Source organism: Halosimplex carlsbadense 2-9-1 (assembly GCF_000337455.1).
GTDB classification, from domain to species: domain Archaea; phylum Halobacteriota; class Halobacteria; order Halobacteriales; family Haloarculaceae; genus Halosimplex; species Halosimplex carlsbadense.
Genome location: NZ_AOIU01000008.1, coordinates 231,184 through 247,258 on the forward strand (window position 1 = coordinate 231,184; position 16,075 = coordinate 247,258).

At 67.3% G+C, this 16,075-nt stretch carries 15 protein-coding genes; 5 read left to right on the top strand and 10 right to left on the bottom strand.

Annotated features, from left to right (window positions below; genetic code table 11):
* Positions 1 to 28: 28 nt before the first annotated feature.
* Positions 29 to 829, bottom strand: a complete 801-nt coding sequence (locus C475_RS03885; RefSeq protein WP_006882463.1) for an Sjogren's syndrome/scleroderma autoantigen 1 family protein — start codon at positions 827 to 829, stop codon at positions 29 to 31.
* Between the two features lie 185 nt (positions 830 to 1,014).
* Here C475_RS03885 and mdh point away from each other — a divergent pair, with 185 nt between their 5' ends.
* Positions 1,015 to 1,938: a malate dehydrogenase gene (gene mdh, locus C475_RS03890; protein WP_006882464.1), complete on the top strand. Its 924-nt coding sequence runs from the start codon at positions 1,015 to 1,017 to the stop codon at positions 1,936 to 1,938.
* Positions 1,939 to 2,298: 360 nt separating this feature from the next.
* On the opposite strand, the gene C475_RS03895 is transcribed toward mdh, so the two are convergent.
* The 3 genes from C475_RS03895 to C475_RS03905 are packed head-to-tail and all read right to left on the bottom strand — an operon-like array spanning position 2,299 to position 4,227.
* Positions 2,299 to 3,186, bottom strand: a complete 888-nt coding sequence (locus C475_RS03895) for an OapC/ArvC family zinc-ribbon domain-containing protein (RefSeq protein ID WP_006882465.1) — start codon at positions 3,184 to 3,186, stop codon at positions 2,299 to 2,301.
* Between the two features lie 6 nt (positions 3,187 to 3,192).
* Positions 3,193 to 3,582: a DUF2073 domain-containing protein gene (locus C475_RS03900; RefSeq protein WP_049930009.1), complete on the bottom strand. Its 390-nt coding sequence runs from the start codon at positions 3,580 to 3,582 to the stop codon at positions 3,193 to 3,195.
* Positions 3,583 to 3,585: 3 nt separating this feature from the next.
* Positions 3,586 to 4,227 carry an Era-like GTP-binding protein gene (locus C475_RS03905; protein WP_006882467.1) on the bottom strand — a complete coding sequence of 214 codons (642 nt, stop codon included), beginning with the start codon at positions 4,225 to 4,227 and terminating at the stop codon, positions 3,586 to 3,588.
* A gap of 1,039 nt (positions 4,228 to 5,266) precedes the next feature.
* Between C475_RS03905 and C475_RS03910 the strand changes: the two genes are divergently transcribed.
* Positions 5,267 to 7,042, top strand: coding sequence for an AAA family ATPase (locus C475_RS03910; RefSeq protein WP_006882468.1), 1,776 nt, complete (start codon positions 5,267 to 5,269; stop codon positions 7,040 to 7,042).
* 61 nt (positions 7,043 to 7,103) lie between these two features.
* Here the strand turns inward: C475_RS03910 and C475_RS24825 are convergent, their stop codons facing one another.
* Entirely contained in the window at positions 7,104 to 8,105 is a 1,002-nt protein-coding gene (locus tag C475_RS24825) for a S24/S26 family peptidase (RefSeq protein WP_006882469.1), read from the bottom strand.
* Between the two features lie 110 nt (positions 8,106 to 8,215).
* On the opposite strand from C475_RS24825, the gene C475_RS03920 reads away from it, so the two are divergent.
* Positions 8,216 to 9,835 (top strand): DNA-directed DNA polymerase II small subunit, encoded by a 1,620-nt coding sequence (locus C475_RS03920; protein ID WP_006882470.1) that lies wholly within the window; start codon positions 8,216 to 8,218, stop codon positions 9,833 to 9,835.
* 49 nt (positions 9,836 to 9,884) lie between these two features.
* Here the strand turns inward: C475_RS03920 and C475_RS03925 are convergent, their stop codons facing one another.
* Together C475_RS03925 and C475_RS03930 are read right to left on the bottom strand one after the other, a co-directional pair.
* Entirely contained in the window at positions 9,885 to 10,181 is a 297-nt protein-coding gene (locus tag C475_RS03925; RefSeq protein ID WP_006882471.1) for a hypothetical protein, read from the bottom strand.
* A 73-nt stretch (positions 10,182 to 10,254) separates the two neighbouring features.
* Positions 10,255 to 10,551: a hypothetical protein gene (locus C475_RS03930; RefSeq protein WP_006882472.1), complete on the bottom strand. Its 297-nt coding sequence runs from the start codon at positions 10,549 to 10,551 to the stop codon at positions 10,255 to 10,257.
* A gap of 192 nt (positions 10,552 to 10,743) precedes the next feature.
* On the opposite strand from C475_RS03930, the gene C475_RS03935 reads away from it, so the two are divergent.
* Both C475_RS03935 and C475_RS03940 read left to right on the top strand, forming a co-directional pair.
* Positions 10,744 to 12,036: an O-acetylhomoserine aminocarboxypropyltransferase/cysteine synthase family protein gene (locus C475_RS03935; protein WP_006882473.1), complete on the top strand. Its 1,293-nt coding sequence runs from the start codon at positions 10,744 to 10,746 to the stop codon at positions 12,034 to 12,036.
* Between the two features lie 142 nt (positions 12,037 to 12,178).
* Complete coding sequence (locus C475_RS03940) at positions 12,179 to 12,730, top strand: DoxX family protein (RefSeq protein ID WP_006882474.1); 552 nt, start codon at positions 12,179 to 12,181, stop codon at positions 12,728 to 12,730.
* Positions 12,731 to 12,803: 73 nt separating this feature from the next.
* Here C475_RS03940 and C475_RS03945 read toward each other — a convergent pair whose 3' ends face one another.
* The 3 genes from C475_RS03945 to C475_RS03955 form a co-directional block, all read right to left on the bottom strand.
* Positions 12,804 to 13,154 carry a hypothetical protein gene (locus C475_RS03945; RefSeq protein WP_152436316.1) on the bottom strand — a complete coding sequence of 117 codons (351 nt, stop codon included), beginning with the start codon at positions 13,152 to 13,154 and terminating at the stop codon, positions 12,804 to 12,806.
* Between the two features lie 91 nt (positions 13,155 to 13,245).
* Positions 13,246 to 13,884 (bottom strand): phosphoserine phosphatase SerB, encoded by a 639-nt coding sequence (gene serB, locus C475_RS03950; RefSeq protein WP_006882476.1) that lies wholly within the window; start codon positions 13,882 to 13,884, stop codon positions 13,246 to 13,248.
* Positions 13,885 to 13,970: 86 nt separating this feature from the next.
* A complete protein-coding gene (locus C475_RS03955; RefSeq protein WP_006882477.1) occupies positions 13,971 to 14,444 on the bottom strand; it encodes a GyrI-like domain-containing protein in 474 nt (157 codons plus the stop codon).
* Between the last annotated feature and the right edge of the window lie 1,631 nt (positions 14,445 to 16,075).

Genomic DNA, 16,075 nt, shown 5'->3' on the forward strand with positions numbered 1-16,075 from the left:
TGGGGGAAAACGCGGTGGGCGGTTCTTCTCAGTACGACCCGGACAGCGCGCCGAGGGCCTCGGCCGCTTCGCGGGCCGCCGCGAGGTGGTCGCGGGCACGGCGTGGGTCGTCGGCGTTTTCGGCGCGTTCGGCGTGCTTCCGGAGGGTCCGGACCAGCGACGCGCGGGCCGAACCGAAGTCGTCGCCCGATGCTGTCGGTGCGGCCGACGTTTCCGACGGGTTCCGGGACGGTCGCTCGTGCGGCTGGTTCGGCTGCTGTTGAGTGGGCTGCCGGCTCGGCTGCTCCTGTGTGGGCTGCTGGCTCGACTGCTGCTGAGTGGGCTGCTGGCTCGACTGCTCCTGTGTGGGCTGGTGCTGGCTGCGCGCCGAACCGGCGTTGGCGCTCGCTCCCTCGACCGCCGACTCCCCGGCGCCGGCCTCGTCGGCACCGGTCCGGACGGCGGGACCGTCGGGCTGTTTGACCTCGATGTGGTCGGGAGTGTCACCGTTCTCGGCCGTCTGGGGCCGGTCGGTCGTCCCGTCCGCTTCCGCGGAACCGGCCTCTCCGGCTTCCTCGGGCGTCTCGACGGGCTCGTCGACCTGCCCCTCACCTTCGGCGGCTTCCTCGACGGCCTCGTCGTTCGTGACCACGCGCTGGCAGGTTGGGCAGAACTCGTCGCCGTCGTAGCGGAAGATCGGGTCACCACAGTCGTTGCAGTGGGCGTTCGTCATCGTCGCGCCCTTCAGCAGGAGGTCGCTCATCCGCTCGCTGGCCTCCCGTTTCTGCTTGTCCTGTTCGTACTTCTCGCGGAGCCGCTCGCGCTCGGCTTCCTTGTCGAAGTCGCTCATACCCGTAGGATACCCGCGACCGCCAAAAAGACCGTCGGCACGGCCGCCCCGCGGTCGCCCCGCCCAGCCACTGCCACACCGAAAGAAAAGATCGACGGCTGTCGAACCGCTAATGGACGAACGACGGCCCCAGCGGACGGGTTTCGATAGATTTACCCACTGAACGTGGCACAGTTTGACGTGATATGACGAAAGTTAGCATCGTCGGTGCGGCGGGCACCGTCGGGGCGGCAGCGGGGTACAACCTTGCGCTTCGGGACATCGTCGACGACCTCGTCTTCGTGGACATCCCTGACCAGGAGGACGTGACGATCGGCCAGGCCGCCGACGCCAACCACGGCGTGGCCTACGACTCGAACACGACCGTCCGGCAGGGCACCTACGAGGACACCGCCGGCTCGGACGTCGTCGTCATCACGGCCGGTATCCCGCGCCAGCCGGGCCAGACCCGCATCGACCTCGCCGGCGACAACGCGCCGATCATGGACGACATCGGCTCGTCGATCGCCGAGCACAACGAGGACTTCGTCACGGTGACGACCTCGAACCCGGTGGACCTGCTCAACCGCCACCTCTACGAGACGGGCTCGCGCGCACGCGAGAAAGTAGTCGGCTTCGGCGGTCGGCTGGACTCCGCGCGCTTCCGCTACGTCCTCTCCGAACGGTTCGATACACAGGTCGGCAACGTCGAGGCGACCATCCTCGGCGAGCACGGCGACGCGCAGGTCCCCATGTTCTCGAAGGTCCGCGTCGACGGTCGCGACCCCGAGTTCGACGCCGACGAGCGCGAGGCCATCCTCGAAGACCTCCAGGAGTCGGCGATGAACGTCATCGAACGCAAGGGCGCGACCGAGTGGGGCCCGGCGACCGGCGTCGCCCACATGGTCGAGGCCATCCTCCACGACACCGGCGAGGTGCTGCCGGGCTCGGTCGTCCTCGACGGCGAGTTCGGCTACGAGGACACCGCTTTCGGCGTCCCGGTCAAGCTCGGCTCCGACGGCGTCGAGGAGGTCGTCGAGTGGGAACTCTCCGAGTACGAGCGGGAACTGATGGACGACGCGGCCGAGAAGCTCTCCGACCAGTACGATCAGATGACGAGCGAGGAGTGACGACGACGCGGCACTGACGAGTTATCTACCTCGACGCGGCTCCGACCGGTCGGCACGACCGTCCGTTCGGCGCCCCTCGTCGAGGGCTTCTTCGGACACTCGCTCGTCGAGCAGTGACGCCCACTCCTCGAGATGCGTGCGCTGGTGACTCACGGGTACCCCTCCGTTAGCGCGGATATCGACGGCCGAGAGTATAACGGTTGTGCCTGCACTGGCGATCGCGGGGGCGTGGTGAGTCGGAGCGAGTCCCGGAGCCCGGCATCGGCGTCGGAGCGGTGAGTCGGGATATCGCATCGCCGGGGCGCCGGTGGGGAGGGTGTCGAGTCGAAACCGGGGGGTGAGCGGCGCAGGAGGGTGGGTTCAGGCGTCGGCCTGGCGCCAGGTCTCGGGCACCTGGATGCTGTAGCGGCCGTCCTCCTGAAGCGCGATGATGTACTCCTCGCGGTCGTACAGTTCCATCAGGTTGAGTTCGTACTGCCCGGGTTCGAGGACCCGGATGCTCTCGAACTGGTCGTTGAGTTCCTCGCGCAACTCGGCCAGATCCGGTCGGTCCGCCCGCTCGGCGTCCGGTTCCTCCGCGACGGTGCGCCCGTTCGCCGAGTCCTCATCGGGTCCCTCGCGGGCTGATACGTCGGTTTCGGCCTGTTCGGCCGCCACGCCGTCGGGTGACGGGTCGGCCGCCTCACCCGCCTCGTCGGCGTCCGCCGGGTCGAACCCGTCGGAGTCGGGCATCTCGTCGGGGTCGACGAGCTGACTACGCGCGTCGGCCTGTGCGGTGTCTTCGGTCCCGGGTTCGGACTCGGCGACGATGATGTCGTCGTCGAACGAGCCGTCGGCCTCCGCGGTCGGGTCCGAGCCTTCGCTGGTCACCGTCGAGGAGCCCGCGTTCGCGGAGCCCGTGGTTGCGGTGTCGGGCGAAGCGCCCGCACCGCTCGACTCCGACGGCGGGCGCGCCTCGGTGGCATTGCTTCCGGCCGACCCGCCGACCAGGTCACGAACCGTCGCGGCGGCGTTGCCGACCGTCCGGCTCACCGAGTCGCCCGGCCGATCGGTCGGCTCGGGCGGCGACTCCGGCGTCGGATCGGAAACCCCACCGTCGCTCGCGTCCGGACCGCCCGAGTCGCTCGCACCGTCGAAGCCGTCCGGACGGAACTGGAACTTCGTGCCGCCACACTCCGGACAGCCCGACAGCATCTCCTTGGAGCCGTCGGCGAACGTCCGGTCGCAGCTCGTACACTGGTGGGGCATGCCTGACTATTTCCGTGAGACGAGCGCGCTGATGAGGGTTTCGTCCTTGTGAAGCGTCTCGATCTGGTTGGCCGGTCCGATGACGGTCAGCTTCTTGGTCTCCTCTTTGCCCATCAGTCGGCCGAGCAGGCTCGAGTCGTCCGCCTGCGATTTGGGGTAGGTCTCGATCTCGATGCCGTTGAACTCGTCGGGGCTGATCTCGGTCATGGTGACCTCGATGAGCCGCGACTCCTCGTCGGGCGTGAGCCCGGCTTCGAGGATGACGATGTTGTTGTCCCGGACGCCGTCTAAGATCATCCGGATCTTCTCCATCGTCGTCTTGCCGTCCATTCGCTCGGCGCTGATCAGGTCGATCTGCACTCCGTCTTCGTCTTCGGGGTGTCGTGCTTCAGCCATGATTCACCCGAAGTACTCCGCGATCTGGTCGTACACTTCGTCCATGTTGTCACCTTCGAGGGCCGACAGCTCCGTCGTCTCGTGCTGGGGGAACGCGTTGCGGATCCGCTGGACCGACGACTCCTCCAGGTCGATCTTGTTCGCGAGGATCAACACTGGCAGGTCCTGGCTCTCGATGATCCCGATGAGCATCGTGTTGACCTGTGTGAACGGATCCTCCGTCGAGTCGAGCACGTAGATGACGCCGTCGACGTCCTCGCGGAGCCAGTGCATCGCTTCCGCGACGCCCTCCGTCGCCTCCCTGGAGCGACGGACCGCGTCGTCTTTCTCCATGTCGTGTTCGAGAAACTCCGTGTAGTCGACCTTCGTCGTCACGCCCGGCGTGTCGACGATGTCGATGTTGACCGTCTTGCCGTCGCGCTCGATCTCGACGTCTTCCTTCCTGCGAGCCCGGCGCGTCTCGTGGGGGACGTGACTCTCGGGACCGACCGCGTCCCCGGTCCAGTCCCGGGCGATGCGGTTGGCGAGCGTCGTCTTCCCCGCGTTCGGCGGGCCGTAGATACCGATACGTTTCGGATCCTCCTCGGAGAACAGCGTCGATGCTGCCCGCGAAATACTGTCTTTGAGTTCTGTGAACAGTCCCATCCTATCCTCCTGCGCCGCGAAGGCGCGTCTGAGCGAATAAGCCGCTCCGACTCACTTAAGCCTACGTCAGACATATATAAATAATTCTACAACAACGGCGGAATTCGGTCGGTTCAGCCTCCGTCACCGGAGTTACGAGCGAAGCGTCGAAGAGAGTCAGCAGGGGGGGAGACGGTCGTGGGACGACCGCGGGACGATCGGGAAGAGATCACGGTGTCACCAGTAGACGAGTGACCCAGCCCAACCCGACGGACAGGGGGTGGCCATGTCGACTCGAACCGGGACGGAGGAGTCGGTCCGGTCCATCGGGAATTCGATTGGATGTCCCCTGTTCACTCGACACAGTGATTCCACCGGACCCCCCACCCCTTCGTTTCAACTGGAACGACCGGGACCCGTAGGGGCCGCTCGAACGGTGACGGGACGTGTCCTCGGACCGAGGTCGGAACGGGATGCGTCTCGGTGATTCCGACCTAGTCTAGAATAACCTGCGGTGATTTCAAGATAACTAGGAAACATAGACGCTCTACAACTAGACATAAAACTAGACGAAATATTGTTTTCTCTCTGGTGCGGATTTGGTTTAACGGTCTAGGTGGTAAATCTTTCTCTCCATTCAGAGCGGCCGGTCGTCGCTGACCCCCTACCTATCTGTTTGCTGGTTCCACCCGAAACAAAGGGGTGGGGGGGGGGTCACGCCTATTGATCGTCTCTTCGACACGTTCGATCCAATCCCCGCGTCGCTTTCGAACGGTCGGCGGTGTGGCACGGAATTCGGTATCGTGATGCCTGCCGAAGATTCCGTTTACGTCGCCGTATCGGCGGGATCCGTTCGCCGCCGCGGGCCCCCACGCGATAGTCACCGAAATATTTAATATCGTATCAACCACGGGTTCTTGTGGTTCAACTGGACTCGCCGGTTTCGTCGGAATCGACGGAACGCGGTGATATCATCGGTATGAGTCGCGCTCCGCGGGTGCGCGATGGCACTTCCAGACGAAACAGAGGGGTTCGGTTTCGCGGTACTCGAACGACTACGATGAACGGGGACGACACAGACCAGGATACGACGCTCGATTCACAGCGGTTCGTGGATGGGGCGGACGGAGACGACGAACAGCTACCCCCGTCGACGGGTGACCAGGGGGCACAGTCCGAGCGCGCCGCCGAGGGACAGTCGGGCGACCGGGAGCAGCGAACGACTCGTGAGGACGAAGCGTCGGCCGCCGGGGACCAGGATCCGACGGACGACGAGTCGGATCCCGAGACCGCGAGTACGGTCGACACCGATTCGTCCTCGACCGTCCGGGGCGGCGTCGGCTCGTCCGGGGTCGACTTCGACTCCGAGAGTGACGACGCCGACTCGTCGGTACTCGACGACGTGATGCTCGACGACGTCGGGTCCGAGGAGCCCGAGGAGGCCTCCCAGGGACTGTTCGACGACCTGCTGGCCGGCGACCCCATCTTCGAGAACAAGGAGGTTCTCCGCCCCTCCTACACGCCGCGCAAGCTCCCCCATCGCGAGGAGCAGATCAACAACATGGCGACCATCCTCGTGACCGCGCTGCGCGGGGACTCGCCCTCGAACATCCTCATCTACGGGAAGACGGGGACGGGCAAGACCGCCAGCGCGAAGTTCGTCAGCACGGAGCTCGAATCCACCTCCCAGAAGTACGAGGTCCCCTGCGAGGTCGAGTACATCAACTGCGAGGTCACCGACACGCAGTACCGCGTGCTCGCCCAGCTGGCGAACAAGTTCGTCGAGAAGAACGAAGCGGTCATCGACGAGGAGCTCGACGACCTCGAATCGCTCCGCGAGCGCGCGCACGAGAACCCGACGGTGCTGGCCGAGACCGAGTACGACTCGGTCGCCGCCGTCGAGGACCGCATCGAGCAACTGGAAGACGACCGCGAGTCGTTCGAACAGGTGCCGATGACCGGGTGGCCCACGGATCGGGTGTACAGCACGTTCTTCGACGCCGTCGACTACCACGAGCGGGTCGTCGTTATTATGCTCGACGAGATCGACAAGCTCGTCGAGAAGTCGGGCGACGACACCCTCTACAACCTCTCGCGGATGAACTCCGAGCTGGAGCGCTCGCGCGTGTCGATCATGGGCATCTCGAACGACCTGAAGTTCACCGACTTCCTCGACCCCCGGGTCAAGTCCAGCCTCGGCGAGGAGGAGATCGTCTTCCCCCCCTACGACGCCAACCAGCTGCGAGACATCCTCGAACACCGCGCCGAGGTCGCCTTCGAGGGCGACGCGCTCACCGACGACGTGATCCCGCTGTGTGCGGCGTTCGCCGCGCAGGAACACGGCGACGCCCGCCGCGCGCTCGACCTGCTCCGGACCGCCGGCGAACTCGCCGAGCGCGACCAGACAGACGACGTCGACGAGGACCACGTCCGCAAGGCCCAGGAGAAGATCGAACTCGACCGCGTCGTCGAGGTCGTCCGCACCCTCCCGACCCAGTCGAAGCTCGTCCTGTTCGCCATCATCATGCTGGAGAAAAACGGCGTCCACAACATCAACACGGGCGAGGTGTACAACGTCTATCAACGGCTCTGCGAGGAGATCGACGTGGACACGCTCACCCAGCGACGGGTCACCGACCTCATCTCCGAGCTGGACATGCTCGGCATCGTCAACGCCGTCGTCGTCAGCAAGGGCCGCTACGGCCGCACGAAGGAGATCTCCCTGTCGGTCCCGATCGACGAGACCGAGGCCGTCCTCCTCTCGGACTCGCGGCTGTCGGATATCGAGGACACCCAGCCGTTCGTCCAGACCCGCTTCGACAGCGACTCGAACTGACGGCCACGGCCAGACCCGACGACTGCGCCCGTGACCGCTCGTCGTGACTCCCGACTCGTCTCTACGGAGCGACCGCGCTTCGATTCGCCGCGCCGGCCGCGAGCGTCGCGTCGACCGTCTGCCCGGTGTCGGTAGTCGCCGCGCGGGCGGCGCCCAGACACCGCTCGTTCCGCAGTCGGATGCACCCGAGCTTCGGGATGCGGACCTCGGCGGTGCCGACGACCCACTCGGCCTTGACCGGCGCGCTCAGCGGGTCCGGCTGGGCCTGGTCGTAGCCGCCGTTGGCGTCGCCTTTCGTGATGAAGCCGGCGTGCGGTGCCGGGCAGTACGGCAGCGCCTCTTCGGTCGACTCCCCGCACTCGCTGTACCGGCCGATCGACTGGCGATCGGCCTCCTCGTACCAGTTCTCGCCCTCCTGCACGTAGAACATCGCCCGGTGGATGATCGGCGTGGCCCCGTCGTCGCCGTTGGGCTTGTAGACGATCACGTCCCCCGGGCGCTGGAACTGCCGGTAGTCGCTGTCCTGGCCCGAGCGGAGCGTGACGACCCCGGTTCCGGCGATCTCGCCGTCGCCCGGGAACCGCTGCTCGTCCATGACGAACACCAGGTCGCCGGTGTTCATGTGCGGCGCCATGCTCGAACTCTCGATGGCGACCATCGGCGGCCAGACGCCGCTGACCGCGAACAGCAACGCGCCGACCAGCAACACCGCCAGCGCGCTCGACACCACGTCGATCAGGAACGTCCGCGCCCCGCTCTCGGCCGTCGATTCGGCCGCTTCGGCGTCGCCGTGTCGAGTGGGCGCCGCGTCCGCAGTCGGAGCCCCCCCGTTGACGGCGACGTCCGTTCCCTCGCCGCGTTCGCCGCCGGCCTGCGATTCGGAGGGGGCGTCGGCCCTGCCGTCGGGGTCGAAACCGGACGGACTCGGATCGGTGGGGTCGTCGCCCGTGGTGGGGCCGGCCGCGTCTGGACCGCGAGCGTCGCTTCCGCCCGACTCGGTCCCGCCACCGCCGGATCCGTCGGGCTCTTCGGAGGGCAGCTCGTCGTCACCGGGCGGACTCATTGCCAGCCCGTTGGGTCAGTGGGCGTTTGAATGTTCTGACCCGCCCTCAGCGCGCGAGCGCCGTCCCGCGGGTTCGCTACGCTTTTGCGGACCGCCACCGATCACTGAGTGTGCCGCTCGAGACGCCGGTTCACGTCGCCAACGAACTCGCCAGCCACGGGTACAACGCCGAACCCGAGGCGGTCACCCTCCTCGCCTCCGCGTCCGACCCTGCCGGCGCCCTCGAACGTACACTCGAAACGGTCCCCGACGACGCCGTCGTACTCACCGCCGACCACGTCAAAGAAGTCGTCGATACCCGGTCGCGGTCCGGTGGTTCTGCCGACCGAACCGACCCGGAACCGACCGCAGCAGACGCCGACGCTCCCCCGACTGAAGACCCCTCTGTTTCAACTGGAACGGCCGCGAACGAATCCCAGGACGGCGGTGCCAGCGCTGCAGTCGAAACGAAGGGGGTCGGCGCGGGCGGCGAGGGGGGTCGATCCGGCGACACGGCCCCGAGCGACGGACGGACGCCCGCGGATCCCGACCAGCAGTCGATCGCCATCGAGGGGGATATCCAGAGCACGGGGACGGGTGAGTACTCCGACTTCGTCTCGGTGTTCCGCGACCGCTACGAGAAGCTCTCGAAGCAGTTGCGCGGACGGGTCAACCACCGGCCGACCGACGCCATCGAGTCGATGCCGGGCAACAGCGAAGCGGCGATGGTCGGGATGGTCTCGGACATCCGCTCGACCGCCAGCGGTCACTGGCTGGTCGAACTTGAGGACACCAACGGCACGTTCCCCTGTCTGGTGATGAAAGACCGCGACATCGCCGACCTGGTGAACGAACTCCTGCTCGACGAGGTGATCGCCGTCGACGGGACGCTGGCCGACGACGGCGGCATCCTCTTCGTCGACTCGCTGTACTTTCCCGAGATCCCCCGGACCTACGAGCCGTCGACGGCCGACCGCGACGTCGAGGCGGCGCTCATCAGCGACGTCCACGTCGGCAGCCAGGAGTTCGAGGCCGACGCCTGGCACCGCTTTACCGACTGGCTCCACACCGCCGACGCCGACCGGGTGGAGTACCTGCTCATCGCCGGCGACATGGTCGAGGGCGTCGGCGTCTACCCCAACCAGGACGAGGAACTCGACATCGTCGACATCTACGAGCAGTACGAGCGGTTCAGCGAGTACCTCAAGGAGGTGCCCGGCGACATGGAGATAATCATGATCCCGGGCAACCACGACGCGGTCCGGCTGGCCGAGCCCCAGCCCGCCTTCGACGAGGACCTCCGGGACATCATGACCGCTCACGACGCGCGCATCTCGGGTAACCCGTCCACCGTGACCGTCGAGGGCGTCGACGTGCTGATGTATCACGGCGTCTCGCTGGACGAGGTGATCGCCGAACTCCCGGACGAGAAGGCCAGCTACGACGAACCGCACAAGCCGATGTACCAGCTGCTGAAAAAACGGCACGTCGCCCCGCAGTTCGGCGGCCAGACCCGCCTGGCGCCCGAGGAGGAGGACTACCTCGTCATGGAGTCGGTCCCCGACATCTTCCACACGGGCCACGTCCACAAGCTCGGGTACGGCAAGTACCACAACGTCCTCGCCATCAACTCCGGCTGCTGGCAGGCACAGACGGACTTCCAGAAGAGCGTCAACATCGACCCCGACGTGGCCTTCGCGCCCATCGTCTCGCTCGACACGCTCGACCTGCGCATCCACGACTTCGAGTAGCGACGGCGTGGGAACCCCCTCGTTTCGGGTCGAACCGTGAACCGACCGATCAGCCCAGCAGCGGCGTCTCCTCGCCGGCGACGACGAGGACGACTCCGATCAGCGCGAGTGCGGGGTACGCCGGATGGGCGACGGCGAACTCGACCAGCGCCGCCGCGGCGCCGAGGTCGGCGACGACCGTCGCGGCGTTTGCCCCCGAGTGGTCGGGGATCGAGAGCCCGTGGGACGTGCCGAGACTCGCGGCGGTGACGGCCGCCACGCAGCAGAGCGTCACCAGGCCGGCGATGCGCAGCGTCTGCCCGTCGAGGAGCGTTCCCGTGCCGGGGTCTCCGCCGAGTCGCGTCATCGACCGAGTAGAGGACGGATTCCCCTATAAAAGTGCGTCAGACTCGGGACGGGGGCACCGCATCGACCGGGCGCTAACTTCCGATCAGCGGCGTTTCGTCGCCGGCGGCGACGAGGACCAGCCCGACCAGCATCGCCGCGGGGTAGGCGGGATGGGCACTGGCGAACTCGACGAGGGCGGTGACTGCGCCCACGTCGGCCGTGTAGGTGGCGGTCGCACCGGTCGCGTTGGCACCGCTCAGTCGGAAGTCCGTGGAGACGCTGGCCGCGGCGATACCGACCGACAGGACGATCATGAGCGAGCCGACGGCCCGCAACACGTTCGCGCTGACCGTCGTCACCAGCCGCGACAGGATACCCGAGGAACTCATTACCAACTACCGAGGGCTTCCAGCGACTTAACTGCGTGTTAGACGGGACGGGAGCGGGTTCCCGGCCGGCGAGACCATCGGTTCGGAGCGAACGGGTTCGGCCGCTGGGAAATCCTGCCGGGACCGCCGACAGCGGGCGGGTCTCGCCGGGCTTGGGGGGACTTATGTGGTCGGCAGTCGTGGGTTGGTGGTATGTCCGACGACTGGGACCCGGCGACCAAGGCACTGCACGTTGGCCAGGAGGAACCCGACGCGGCGACCGGCGCGCGCGCGCCGCCGATCTACCAGACTACGAGCTACGTCTTCGACGACGCCGACGACGCCGCTCAGCAGTTCGCGCTGGAGAAGCCGGGCCACATCTACTCGCGGCTGATGAACCCGACCAACGCGATGCTCGAAGAGCGCATCGCCTCGCTGGAGAACGGCGCGGCCGCCATCGCCACGTCCTCGGGGATGGCCGCGCTGAACCTCGCTACCTTCATGCTGGCGGACGTGGGCGACAACATCGTCACCGCCTCCTCGCTGTACGGCGGCACCTACACCTACTACACCCACACGGCGCCGCGGATGGGCGTCGAGGCGCGGTTCGTCGACACGCTCGACTACGAGGCCTACGAGGAGGCCATCGACGACGACACCGCGTACGTCCACTTCGAGACGATCGGCAATCCCGCGCTGGTCACCCCCGACATCGAGCGCATCGCCGACATCGCCCACGACCACGGCGTCCCGCTGTTCGTCGATAACACGTTCGCGACGCCGCATCTCTGCCAGCCGCTCGACCACGGCGCCGACCTCGTCTGGAACTCCACCACGAAGTGGATCCACGGCCACGGCACGACCGTCGGCGGCGTCCTCGTCGACGGCGGATCCTTCCCCTGGGACGAGCACGCCGACTCGTTCCCGGAGATCGCCGAGCCCAACCCCGCGTATCACGGCGTCAACTTCCGCGAGCGCTTCGGCGACGCCGCCTTTACCTACGCCGCGGTCGCCCGCGGCCTGCGCGACCTGGGCTGCCAGCAGTCCCCCTTCGACTCGTGGACGACGATGCAGGGCCTCGAATCGCTGCCGATGCGGATGGACCGCCACTGCGAGAACGCGATGGCCGTCGCCGAACATCTGGCCGACCACCCGGAGGTCTCCTGGGTCACCTACCCCGGCCTCGACGACCACGAGACCCACGGCGAGGCCAGCGAGTACCTCGACGGCGGCTACGGCGGCATGATCACCTTCGGGCTGGAGGAGGGGTACGACGCCGCGCGGACGACCGTCGAATCGACGGAGATCGCCTCGCTCCTGGCGAACGTCGGCGACGCGAAGACGCTGATCATCCACCCCGCCTCGACCACTCACCAGCAACTGAGCGACGAGGAGAAACAGGCCGCCGGCGTCACCGACGACATGGTTCGGCTCTCCGTCGGCCTCGAATCCGTCGACGACATCGTCGGCGACCTCGACCAGGCGATCGACGCCGCGACGGAGTAACGGCGCCGTCTCGCGCTCCCCGCGTCCTCGACCCGATCCGTCCGCTCGTCTCCTGAAACCCAACTGGTTGGGTTCCCCGGTCGGGAAACCATCACCTACTGTTAAATGATCTTCCGTCGAAAATTCGGCGGAGGACGCGAAAATGTCAACGAAACGGCGCACGCTGGAGGCGGAACTGTTCGGGCGGGAGACGACCTTCGAGTACTCGGAGGACTGGATCGGCTACGCGCTGGTGGGGTTGCGAGTGGTCATGGCCTGGATCTTCCTGCAGGCGGGGCTGGACAAACTGCTGGCCGGCGACTGGACGGCCGCGGGCTACCTGGAGAACGCGATCCCGGCGGGCAACCCCTTCGGCTTCTGGGACGCGCTCGCGGCCGCGCCGCTGGTCGACCCGCTCGTTATCTGGGGGCAGATCCTGATCGGCCTGGCCCTGCTGGCGGGCGTCGCGGTCCGGTTCGCCGCGCTCTGCGGGGCGCTCCAGATGTTGCTCTTCTGGATGTCCCACCTCTCGGGCGGCGTGATGGCCGGGTTCCCCATCGAGCACGGCTGGGTCGTCTCCAGCCACATCGTCTACGTCCTGCTGCTGTTCGGCCTCGGCGCCATCGGCGCCGGCCGGATCCTCGGCGTCGACAGCTACATCGAGTCGAGTGCGGTCGTCCAGTCGAACCCGTGGCTGCGGTACTTCCTCGGATGAGACGTAGTCAGACGGTCTCGTCGAACCTCGGCGTCGGTGGCCGGTAAATCGGCGAACCGCCGGAGCGGCCGACTCAGCAGGTCGACGCGACCACGTAGTACTCCGCTCCCCGGTAGTTCACGAGGACCGGCGACGCCCACCGCTCGGGGAGCGATTCCACTTCGGTGGCTCCGTTCAGCATGCGGTCGAACTCGGACTGGCGAGCGGCGTCGAGGTCCTCGTAATCGATCCGACGGTCGATCCGCTCTTTCTGATCGTCGGTCGCCGGATCCGCCTCGAGTACGTAGGGACAGTCGAACGGGTCTGGCGTCGCGGTCGACGTGTCCGTGGGAGGGGCATCGGTCGCACCAGAATCCATCCCCACACACCCCGTGCTACAGACCAGGGCGGTGACGAGCAGGAGAGCGAGTGATCTGTGGCGCACGGTCGCATCACTCTCGGCCGGGGTAAGTGCTTTCAGGGGTGACCTTCGACGGCCTCAGCGGAGCGACGCGGTCGCAGGACAGCAGTGCCGTTCAGTCCAGTACGTCTTCGCCCTGCAGCACCTCGTGGAGTTCCTCCATCGTCTCGACGATGGTGTCACAAGCGGGCGCGACGGCCGGTTTCGGGTCGAAGCCGACGGCGAGGCCGGCGACCTGTAGCATCGGGAGGTCGTTGGCGCCGTCGCCGACGGCGATGGTGTCGGTCCGGTCGGCGCCGACCACCGCGGTCAGCACCTCCAGCGCGTCGTCTTTGGTCCCTTCGATGAGCGGGCCCTCGACGGTCCCCGTCAGCGCGTCACCCTCGACGGGCAGGCGGTTGGCGACGATGGCGTCGACCTCGACACCCTCCCGTTCGAGCGCGGCGGCGACCCCGCGTTCGAACCCGCCGGTGAGGATGGCGACGTAGACGCCGGCGTCGCGCAGCGCCGCGATCACGTCGGCGGCGCCCGGTCGCAGTTCCACCTGGTCGAAGGCGGCCTGCGCCTCTTCGTCGGGCAACTCCTCCAGCAGCGCACAGCGCTGACGGAGGCTCTCGGCGTATTCGATCTCGTCGTTCATCGCCCGCTCGGTGATCTCGGCCATGTCGTCGGCCGTCCCGTTCCGGTCGCCCAGCAGGACGGTCATCTCCGAGTCCGAGAGCGTCCCGTCGAAGTCGAACGCGACTACAGTCATTGCTCGTCGATTCGCTACGGGGGGATTCAAAGCCCCCGATTTCGGGTGGACGAGCGCCCGCCGACTGCGGGGTCGGGGAGACGGTATCAGTACTCGTCGTCGCGTACGGGGACGTAGATCTCCCGGTCGGCGGTCGTCGTCGGGTCGCGGTCGGACTCGTAGCGCTCGAAGACGGGGGCGTGTACGTCGTCCCCGCGGTCGTCGCCGTCGAGTACCTCCTCGTGGACCTCGAGGACCATCTCCTCGACGGACTCGTATTCGGGGTGGAGGGCGGCGTAGGTCGCCTGCGGGATCTCCACGGCGGTCAGCTCCGCCGAGAGCTCGTCGGTGTCCTCGACCTCGCGACCGACCACGTAGGTGAACTCGCCGCTGTCGGCGTCCACGTCGAACATGACCGCGTAGCGGTCGGTGTCGACCGCGGCGTCGTCGAGGTGGTCGGCGTAGTCGTCGATCGAGTCCCACAGCGCGGCCTCGTCGACGTCGGTCCCTCGATGGGCGACGCCAGCGACCGTGAAGTTGCCGTGCCGTTCCGTCTCGGGTTCCTCTGTGTCGAGCACCATAGCGTGGCGTCGTTGGGCCGGACCCGGCTTACGTACCCGGAATCGGGGGACAACCCGGCGAACAGCTCGCGCCCAGACCGCGGCGACCCGCAACCTGCGCTTGCGAGTTCAGCCGGGTGAACGATACCCGCGTCCGGACACCGTCGACGCCCGAACCCGGTAGACTGCTCTTACCGTTCACGGGTCGCTTCGCTCACGGTTCACTTCGTTCACCGTTCGCATCGCGAGCGCCCGCTGGTCGCTTCGGCGCTCCCCGTTCCCGTCTCGGCGGTCGCTCGCTCCCCTCGAGACCACTCGCCGCAAAACGTGGGCGAAAAGCCGCGTCTCGCGCTGCTCGGCGCGGTGAACCGCTCGGGACCGCCCTACGGCCGCGGCGGCTCGCCGTCGTAGCCGTCCACGTCCTGGTAGAAGTTCAACAGCGCGAACTTCAGCTTCCCGGGGTCGACGTCGACCATCTCCCGGCGCTCCTCGGGCGGGAAGGTGCCCCGCACCGAGTAGTCGGACATCTCGACCTCCGAACGCTCGGTGTAGCGCCTGTCGAGCAGGATTCGGGCGCCGAAGTCCTCGGGCGATCGGACGACGCGACCGAGCGCCTGTCGGGTCTTCCTGACGGTGGGGATCTCGACGGCGTAGCGCCAGCCCGCGCCCTCGTCGTCGTTACGGGTCGACGAGCCACCGCGACTCGCGACCGCCTCGTCCTCGCCGAACTCGGCGTCGTAGGCCTCCTGGACGGCGTCCATGCGGTCGTCAAGGTGGGGATAGGGAACGCCGACGACAGCGACGGTGCGGGCGTCGTCGCCGTCGAAACTCACCCCCTCGGCGAGGGTCCCCCACAGCGAGGTGAAGAGCATCGCGCCGTCGTCGTCGGTGAACCGCTCGCGCAGCTCCTTGGCCGACGTGCCGGGGCGGTCGAGATACATCGCGCCGTCGGTGTCGACGCGCTGGTGATAGCGCTCGGCCTCGGCGTAACTCGGGAAGAAGGCCAGCGTGTTGCCGGGCGTGAACCGCGCCGCGTCCTCCAGCGCGCCGGCGACCGTCGACTGGACCCCCATGTCGTCGCGCTTGCTGGCGAACAGGGCGGGGCCGTCGACGGCGTAGGTCCGCCGGCGCTCCTCGGGGAACTGCGGTCCGTAGGCCAGGGTCTCGGGCTCGGCCAGGCCGAGCACGTCCTCGGTCACGTCGAAGGGCCGCAGCGTCGCGCTCATCAACACGCCGGCGTGCAGGTCGCCGAACAGATCCGCCGTCACCTGACTCGGGATGCAGGTGTACAGCTCCGCGCGGCCGTAGATCTCGCCGGCGTCCCGCGGGCCGCCCCCTTCCGCTCGGCGGACGCTCACGACGGGGTACTGCCCCTCGGCGGCGGACTCGTCGAGCCAGTCCTCGACGAACGTCGCGGCCTGGAGGGTCTGGCACTCCTGGCGCGTGGTCGTCTCGCCGTTCTTGTAGGCCTCCTCGTAGGACTGGTCGAGTTCCCGCGCCAGGTCCAGCGCCCGGTCGAGTTCCTCGCGAAAGCCCGGCCCGGAGTAGTTCTGGAGAAAAGCGAGCGTCAGGTTGTCCCGAGCGTCCTCGTTGTCGATCGACAGGTCGTACCAGCTGTCTCTTATACACATCTCTGATGGCGCGAGGGAGGC

Coding starts and splice junctions, on each gene's coding strand:
- C475_RS03885 (WP_006882463.1), bottom strand. CDS start 829: ATGAGCGACTTCGACAAGGAAGCCGAGCGCGAGCGGCTCCGCGAGAAG.
- mdh (WP_006882464.1), top strand. CDS start 1,015: ATGACGAAAGTTAGCATCGTCGGTGCGGCGGGCACCGTCGGGGCGGCA.
- C475_RS03895 (WP_006882465.1), bottom strand. CDS start 3,186: ATGCCCCACCAGTGTACGAGCTGCGACCGGACGTTCGCCGACGGCTCC.
- C475_RS03900 (WP_049930009.1), bottom strand. CDS start 3,582: ATGGCTGAAGCACGACACCCCGAAGACGAAGACGGAGTGCAGATCGAC.
- C475_RS03905 (WP_006882467.1), bottom strand. CDS start 4,227: ATGGGACTGTTCACAGAACTCAAAGACAGTATTTCGCGGGCAGCATCG.
- C475_RS03910 (WP_006882468.1), top strand. CDS start 5,267: ATGAACGGGGACGACACAGACCAGGATACGACGCTCGATTCACAGCGG.
- C475_RS24825 (WP_006882469.1), bottom strand. CDS start 8,105: ATGAGTCCGCCCGGTGACGACGAGCTGCCCTCCGAAGAGCCCGACGGA.
- C475_RS03925 (WP_006882471.1), bottom strand. CDS start 10,181: ATGACGCGACTCGGCGGAGACCCCGGCACGGGAACGCTCCTCGACGGG.
- C475_RS03930 (WP_006882472.1), bottom strand. CDS start 10,551: ATGAGTTCCTCGGGTATCCTGTCGCGGCTGGTGACGACGGTCAGCGCG.
- C475_RS03935 (WP_006882473.1), top strand. CDS start 10,744: ATGTCCGACGACTGGGACCCGGCGACCAAGGCACTGCACGTTGGCCAG.
- C475_RS03940 (WP_006882474.1), top strand. CDS start 12,179: ATGTCAACGAAACGGCGCACGCTGGAGGCGGAACTGTTCGGGCGGGAG.
- serB (WP_006882476.1), bottom strand. CDS start 13,884: ATGACTGTAGTCGCGTTCGACTTCGACGGGACGCTCTCGGACTCGGAG.
- C475_RS03955 (WP_006882477.1), bottom strand. CDS start 14,444: ATGGTGCTCGACACAGAGGAACCCGAGACGGAACGGCACGGCAACTTC.